Source organism: Actinomadura sp. CNU-125, from assembly GCF_001942465.1.
In the GTDB taxonomy this organism is placed as follows: domain Bacteria; phylum Actinomycetota; class Actinomycetes; order Streptosporangiales; family Streptosporangiaceae; genus Spirillospora.
Window position 1 is genome coordinate 1 of the sequence record NZ_MKJY01000264.1, and the last position, 7,730, is coordinate 7,730.

Here is a 7,730-nt window from a genome sequence, read left to right on the forward strand (position 1 = left end):
CATCCGGCGACCCGCCGCGGCCCGCCGCCGGGTCGGCGACGCGGTCGGCGGCGAGACCGTGCGGACGTCCCGGCCGCGGGGGAGGCGAAGTCCGGGCGCGGCGGTAACGGCGGGCTGTCCAAAGCGGCCGGTGCCTGGCGGGCGCGGCCGGAGCGCCGCCGGGTCGGGTGATGCCGGAGGGGACGCCCGGAACGGGCGGCGGCCGCCCCGGGAACCCGACCGGGCCGGGCGGCGCCCTCTCGAAGGGCGGGCCGACCAAGCCGCAGGGCGACACGCTCGGGGAGAAGGTCGACGACCTGAAAGAGCAGGCCGGCCGCGCCGCGGGAGAGGCGGCCTACCAATCCACCAAGGGGGCCCTCGCCGCGGCGGGCGTTCCTCCGGCCCTCACCGACCTGGCCAGGAAAGGGCTCAACAACAGGCTGGGCCGCCGCATGGTGGGCAATCCGATCCTCAGGCGTTTCCTGCCGAAGGGAGTGGAGGACGGGTTCTGGGGCGGCGGCGACTCCGGCGACAAGGGAGGCAAGGGCGGCGCGGGAGGGAAAGACCGCACCGGCGCGGCGGAGGCGTCCGGCGCCGGAAACGGCTCGGGGTCGGGCGAGTTCAAGACGGTCATGGGAAAGGCCGCGCCGTTCCTGGCCTTGGTGCTCGTCCCTCTGCTGGCCCTCATGGGATTCGGGGGCGCCCACCTGGCGACGGGCGACGATGAGGACCAGCCGGACGGCACGTCGGACGCCCGGGTCGCGGAGTACTTGCCGGGCGACTGGCAGCGAGTCCTCCAGGACGCCGCGCGGCGGGCGTCCGAGGGGCAGCCCGACCACGCCAAGGTGCCCTGGACGGTGTTGGCGGGCGTCGTCAAGACGCAGACCGACTTCGCCCGCTACAGCCCGTACGACAACATCGACCGAGACCCCGGGCGCGAGGCGGCCGAGTTCCCGGCGGGCGGGGGCGGCGCGGACGGCGGCGCCGTGGAGGTCGGCGACACCAGCGGCGCGGGGCCGGGGCCCGTCCGGGGCGTCGGCGGGCCGGGCTCGGCCGCCACCGTGCCCGGTTCCGGCGGCCATCCCGCGCCGCCGGACGGCGATCTCGCCCACCAGCTCGGCTGGTTCCTGTGGGCGCTGCGGATGCACGAGTCGAACGGCGACTACACCCGACGGGCGGGAACGAGCGAGAGCGACGCCTGCGGGGCGTACCAGTACATTTCGAGCACTTGGGCCAACTACGGCGGCTACCGGTCGGCGTGCGACGCGCCGCCGAGCATCCAGGACCGCCGGGCCACCAGGGACGTCCTCGACCGGTGGAACGCCTACGGGACGTGGCAGCAGGTCGCCGTGGCCCACTTCTATCCCGCGTGGGCGAACTCGCCCGAGAAATGGGATCGGTGCCCCGACGCCTGCTCTTTCAACCCGGAGGTCTGGAGCTACGTCGACGACATCATGACCAGGATGCGTCAGGCCGCCGAGCAGTCCCCGGCGGGCGCGCCCGCGCTGCGTCCGGCGTCGTCCGGTGGAGGCTCCGGCCCCGGTTCGCCGTCCGGCGGGGCGCCGGGGGTGGTCGCCGACGGCTGCCGGGTCGGCAACCCGGATCCGGGCATCGGCGGCGAGGGAAGCCAGGGCGTCGGGCCCTACCTGGTCACGCCGGGAGCGGCGGACGACATGGCGAACATGGGCCTGGACCCGCAGAACCCGTGCGACTCCTCGCTGTACGCGGCGCGGCGGCTGGCCGCGGCGGCGCGGACGGTGCACGCGGACCCCGGGAACCCGCGCTGGACGCCCAACGGCTCGTCCGAGGACCAGGAGAACGCCCGCGACCTGTGGAGTGCGACGATCGAGGCGTCCGGCGTGTTCGTCCATCGGGACGCCGACCCCGACGCCCCCTGCGAGGTACCGCCGCCGGACGATCCGGACGAGCCCCGGTCGATCGGCTTCGAGATCATCTCGATCTGGCGGTGCGAGATCGTCCGGATGCCGGAGCTGCACCTGGTGATCGACGGTGAGCGGGTCGACGACACCGGCACCGGCAGTGATACCGGCGCCGGCGAGGGCGCCGCCGAGTTCGAGTACACCGTCGAGGAGGACCGGGGCGCCGCGACCGAGATCCTCGTCAACGAGGCGCTCTCGGTCAGCTACGGCGCCGGGCGGTGGCGGACCGGCGGGTGCGACGACACGTCGGACCGCCGCCAGGGCGTCTTCCGGATGACCCGGCAGGAGGCGGACGCCGCAGGGGTCGACGACCGCTGCGACGTCGACGCGAACATCAGGGGCGCCGCCCGGCTCGTGCTGGCGGTGGAGAAGGTCCCGCCGCGGGAGCGCCCGGCCGACCTCGGCGCCTTCCAGCCGATGGCGGGCGGCTGGCAGGCGCTCGGCGTCGCCATGGGCGACGACCTGCGGCTGTTCTCCCTGGTCGGCCCCGGCCGCCGCTTCACCCCGACGGACGAGTGCGGCCGGGTGATGACCCGGTTCCTGACGGACGTCTCCCCGCACGCCGCGGAGTTCGCGGCACTGGAGGATCCCCCGACCGAACGGGCCGTCCGCGACCGCTGGCAGCCGAAGATGGCGGCGCTCCTGGAGGCGAACGGCCTCCGCGAGCCGAGCGCGGACCCGGCCTGCGTCGTCGGGTCGTGGGCGCCCGGGTTCAACGGCGCGCTCGCGCAGCACGCCACCGGCCTGGCCGCGCGCTACGACCTGGACGAACGCGTCCTCGGCGGCCTGGCCGACTACTACCAGGGCAGGGAGAACGCCAACGAGGCCGCGCGCCCGGTCGCCGGTGCGGACACCCTGGTCGTTCCCAGGCTGGCCCCGCGTCCGCTCCAGGAGATCGGTGCACCGATCGAGCCCGACGCGACCCAGGCGTGGAACCGGATCGGCAGCACCGACGGGGTCACGGTCCCGCTGGCGCGGCGCGCCGTCGAGTACGCCTGGTTCTTCGGCGGCGTCATCGCGCCGTTCGACAGCGCCGGGGAGCTGATCGGCTCCCTCGCCGAGGAGAGGGAGGACCCGTCCGGCGGTGGCGGCCCCGCGCAGGTGGAGGTCGGGCCGGACGGCTGCCCGACGCAGGCCCCGCCGAAGACCCTCCGGCAGGGCGCCGCCGAGATCGGCGTCCACCGGCTGTGCGTCGACTCGGTCGCCCAGGCCCGCACCCCGGAGGCGGCGAAGGCCATCAAATGGGCGCTGACCAACCTGGGCCTCCCGTACTGCATGTGCGTTCCGCAGCGGAACTGGGACGAGTACGCCGACTGCTCCAGCTTCGTCTCGCGCGCCTACCGCAGCGCCGTCCCGAAGCTCTACAAGGGCAACGCCCCGACCACCGACACGTTGCGTGCCGTCCCCTGGATGCGGCAGATCCCGCTGAGCGAGGCCAAGCCCGGCGACCTGGTCGAGCCGAACCCGGGGCACGTGGCCATGCAGCTGGCCAACGGGTACAAGGTGCACACCAACACGACCAAGGACGTCTCCAGGGTCGAGCGCGCGTACAGCTCGGTCTACTGGGCCGGATGGTTCGACCCGAGCAAAACCTGAACACTCGACCTCGAGAACACGACGGAGCGGGCCCTGATCACCGATGCGATCAGGGCCCGCTCCGTCGACGGGCCCGGCCCACACCCTGCCCCGCGCCGGACGGTGCGGGCCGGACGGTGCGGGCCGGACGGCTACCGGGTGTGGCGGCCGATCAGGGTGCGGCCGCTGTACACGGGGTCCGGGGCGGCCGCCCGGCGCGGGTCGGCCCGGTGCAGGTCGCTGTTGCGCTGGAAGTGCTCCTGCAGCTCGGTGAGCTTGTCGATCACTTCCCGGCTGCCCGCCCTCTCGCCGGCGACGCGGTGCTCGATCCGGTCCGCGAACCGCTGCAGCGCCGCGGACAACACACCGGCGTCGATCTCGTCGCGGGGCATCGGGGCGATGCTGCCGGTGAGCCTGTCGATCTCCTCGTGCCACTCCTGCCGCTCGCTCGCGAGGGCCTCCTGGAACCGTCTCGCCTCGTCCGCGAGCCGCGCGGTGTCCAGGGTGGTCCCGGGGTCCATCAGTTTCGCCTCCAGCGCCCAGTAGCCGCGTTCCTGCGTCAACGCGTCGATGACATCCCGGAACACCTCGCTCAGCTCGTCGGCGTCGCGGGCGAAGGCGTCGTGCCGTCTGGCGAGCTTGGGCATCTCCGTCTTCAGGAGGCGCTCGAACTCGGCGGGCGCCATGGAGTGCTCCTGCCGATGCAGATGCCGCACCTGCACGGCCACCTCGTTCATGTCGGCGAGCGTCCGCCGGAGGTCCCGGTCGAGCTGCCGGGCGTTCAGGCGGAGGCCGCCGGACAGCTCGACCTCGAACTTCCCGAAGTCGCCGATCCCGGCTCGGGCCTCCGCGAGCCGGTCCCGCACCGTGTCCAGGTCCCGCTGGAGCTGGTCCGCCAGGTTCGGGCCCCGGTCCCGCGTCCACTCGCGGGCCGCCCGGAGGGCGTCCCGCTCGGCGTGCCCGGCCGTGACCTTGAGGGGGGAGAGGTCCTCGTCATGGCCGCCCGAGACGAACGCCGCCACCCGCCGCCGGTCCCGCCCCTTGCGGACGTCGATGCCGTTCTTGGCGAGCACGTCGATGGTCTCGCCCCCGGGCGTCACATACTCGCGCTCCACCCCGGTGGCGAGGATCCGCGCGACGTACTCGTCGTCGGTCTCCTCGACCCCGTTGACGATCTGCCGCTCCTTGGTGTGGCCGTCCAGGTAATGCCCGAAGAAACCGGCCTGTTCGGGCGTGGTGCCCTCTGGGAACACGAGCCGGCCCGTCCGCTTGTCGGTGGCGGCCGGTTTGGGGATCCACAGGCCGTTGTCGGCGAGGATGATCTCGTCCGGTGCGAGGCCCGTCTTCTGGGACAGTTCCTGCAGCACCCGGAGCTTCTCGATCTGGTTGGCGAACCCCTTGAAGCCCGGGTTCAGCCCGTCGGTGTGACCGCCGCCGTACATCCTCGCCAGCATCATGTTCAGCACCTGCTCGGTGTTCTCGGCCGTCGCGGCCCGTTGCCGGTCCGGGTCGTTGATCTTCCCGAGGTTGCGCCGGCTGTTCTCGGCCTGCCGGCCGGCCTGCCGCCAGTCGGACGCCACCGGCATGCCCGCAACGTCCCCCGGCCGCGGTGCGCCGTCGTCCGGGGACCGGCCGCTCGCGGCGACGGAGGCGACGCGGAGGACCCCGCGCGCCCGTTCGGAGACGCCCGGGTGCCCTGGGCGGCCGTCCCGCCGCCCGCCGCGAGCGTCAGCGGCACCAGCGCCCCCGCGGCGAGCGCGGTCGGCGGCGCCAGCGCGGTCCCGGCGACCAGGGCCGCGGTCAGCCCGGCGTACGCCTTCGCGCGCTGCGCGGGCGTGCCCGACCTGGTCTTCTGCCACAGGTCGTCGGCCTTGTCCCCGATGCCCGCCGCGGCGGACTCCGCCACGTGCCGGGCCTTGTCGGTGACGGGCCGGGCCGCCCGTTTCGCAGCGTGCCCGGCGGCGCCCGCCATCGCCCCCGTCATCCTGTTGACGAGCACCCGGCGTTGCAGCGACTGCTCGTCCAGATTGCCGAGCTTCCGGCCGCCCACCCCGATGCCGCCGATCGCCGACCCGACGCGCCGTCCGGAACTCTGGTCGAACATGTCGAGGGTCCGGCCGCCGCCCGCGGCCTTCAGCGCCGCGGCGCCCGCGAAGCCCAGCGCCCCGGTCATGTTGCCGATGTTCCCGAGGCCCATGATCCGGGAGAACCGTTTGAACAGCCACAGCGCGAACAGCGGGGCGGCGCCCTGCGCCACCTGCTCGAAGAGCGTCGGCGTCGGCACGTCCTGATCGAAGGACGCGTTGATCGCCATGTAGGTGACGTCCACGAGCAGCGACAGCGCCGACAGCGCCAGCGTGAAGAGGAACTTGCCCGCCGCCGCGGCACCGGTGAGCCGCAGCAGCTTCTTGCCCTGGTCCAGCCCCATGGCGAACAGGAGCAGAGTCAGCGGGAGGAGCATGGCGAGGCCGGAGAGGGCCACGCTGATCAGCATGAGCCCGACCGCCATCGGGCCGAGCGCCAGCAGGAACACGAACGCGACGATCAGCGACATGAGGCCCTGGGTGAGCCGCTCGACCTGGTTCGCGCCGAGCCACGCCTCGGCGTGCTCCCACAGATGGCGGCACGCCTCCGCCTTCCCCTCCACGTTGATGCAGTCCCCGAGCTTGCCGTTCAGCTCGTCGCCGCCGTTGAAGTAGAAGGGCTCGAGCTGGCTGCCCAGCAGGAAGTCGGGGACGCCGTCCGAGGGGGCGTCGCTGAGCATCAGCGCGCAGGCGTCCGTCTTATCCGATGTATCGGTCTGGTCCCACTGCGGGGTGGTGTGGACGCCGTTGGCGCCCTGGCTCGGGTCGGCGTCCATCATGCACGCGCCCCACGCGATCGCGATCCGCTGCAGGCCGCCCTTCGGGTTGATGAAGAAGCCGCGCATCATGTAGGGCGTCGTCGTCCCCACCGGGTCGCCGTTCGACAGGTCGAACGCCTTCATCTTCTCCAGGTCGTCGACGCCGGAGTTCGCCTCGAGGACGCGGCAGGCCGCGTGCGCGGGGGCGGGATGCTCCGGCGTGCCCTCACCGAGCTGCGCGGACATCCAGGAGCGGATGAACGACGCCTCCCACATCCGGTTGATCTGCTGCATGGTGGCCGAACCGGGGAAACCGTCCTCGTTCTCGGCCGCGTACATCTCGTCCAGGGTCCGGCTCAGGCCGTCGCAGGTCATCGTTCCGGCGGACTGCGGGTCGTGGTCGTAGAAGACCTGGCTCGTCTGGTCCACGGCCGGCAGGTCGGCCAGGGCGTCCGAGAGTTCGGTGAACCAGCCCTGGACGGTCGCGGCCATCCACGGCACCGTGTACCTGCCGGTCGGATCGGACTCGTTCTTCGCGGCCTCGTCGCCGATGAAGAAGATCAGCCCGGTCGCCGCCAGGAACACCGACACCAGCCGCACGGCGGACGCCGGCCCCTGCCGGCCGCCCGCGGACCAGCGCCGGATCGCCGCCGCCAGCACGAACAGCCACGCCGGGATGAGGAACCACCCCGCGTACTCGGCGAGGACCCGGACGGTGGCGTTGATCGGGTCCGCCGCCCTGCAGACCATGTCGAAGGTGTAGCTGAACCCCATGAGCATGCCGAGGAGCCGCCACAGCAGCGCCGCCGCCATGAACATGAAACTGGCGATCATGGAGATGAACAGCCGGGTCTTGAGCAGCCAGGAGTTGTCCACGGTGTGCAGGCCGAAGGAGGTCCACCGGTTCAGCTTCAGGGAGTCCCGCTGCTCGTTGTAAACGGTGCAGCGGGACTCTTCGCCCGTGTCGCCCGTGCCGAGTTCGGGGCGGTCCTCCGGGGCCGCGACGATCTGCTCGCCGGGCCTCGGCCGGACGACCGGGCCCGCGACCGGCACGACCGCCGGGGCCGGGGCCGTCGCGGCGGCCGTCCCGGACCCGGAACCGGACCCGAAACCGTCCGCCTGCCCGGACAGCAGCGCCAGCCCGGTGAACACCGCCAGCGCGAGGGCCCACACCAGCGACCGGAGCCCGCGCCGCGGCCGCGGCCGACGGCCCGCCGGTGGCGCGGGCTCCGCCCGCTTCGTCGGCGTCGTCGTCCTCGTCCGCGTCAGTCGACGAGCCACGACCCCGGCCCCTCCCCGGCCGCGTCCGTTCCGGCCGCCTCGCGGACGGCGCCGCGCCGCCACCGCCGCGTCGTGCTCTGCGTCCTCGGCAGCCACCCGGGCCGGCCGCTGCT

At 73.4% G+C, this 7,730-nt stretch carries 2 protein-coding genes; one reads left to right on the forward strand and one right to left on the reverse strand.

The features are described from left to right. The first annotated feature begins 170 nt into the window (after window positions 1-170). Window positions 171-3,515 (forward strand): NlpC/P60 family protein, encoded by a 3,345-nt coding sequence (locus tag BJF79_RS27580; RefSeq protein ID WP_075901713.1) that lies wholly within the window; start codon window positions 171-173, stop codon window positions 3,513-3,515. A 1,438-nt stretch (window positions 3,516-4,953) separates the two neighbouring features. On the opposite strand, the gene BJF79_RS27585 is transcribed toward BJF79_RS27580, so the two are convergent. Further along, entirely contained in the window at window positions 4,954-7,617 is a 2,664-nt protein-coding gene (locus BJF79_RS27585) for a hypothetical protein (RefSeq protein ID WP_143220209.1), read from the reverse strand. Between the last annotated feature and the right edge of the window lie 113 nt (window positions 7,618-7,730).

What these genes read in the sequence shown, in the direction of transcription:
- BJF79_RS27580 (WP_075901713.1), top strand. Translation starts at nt 171, where the DNA reads ATGCCGGAGGGGACGCCCGGAACGGGCGGCGGCCGCCCCGGGAACCCG.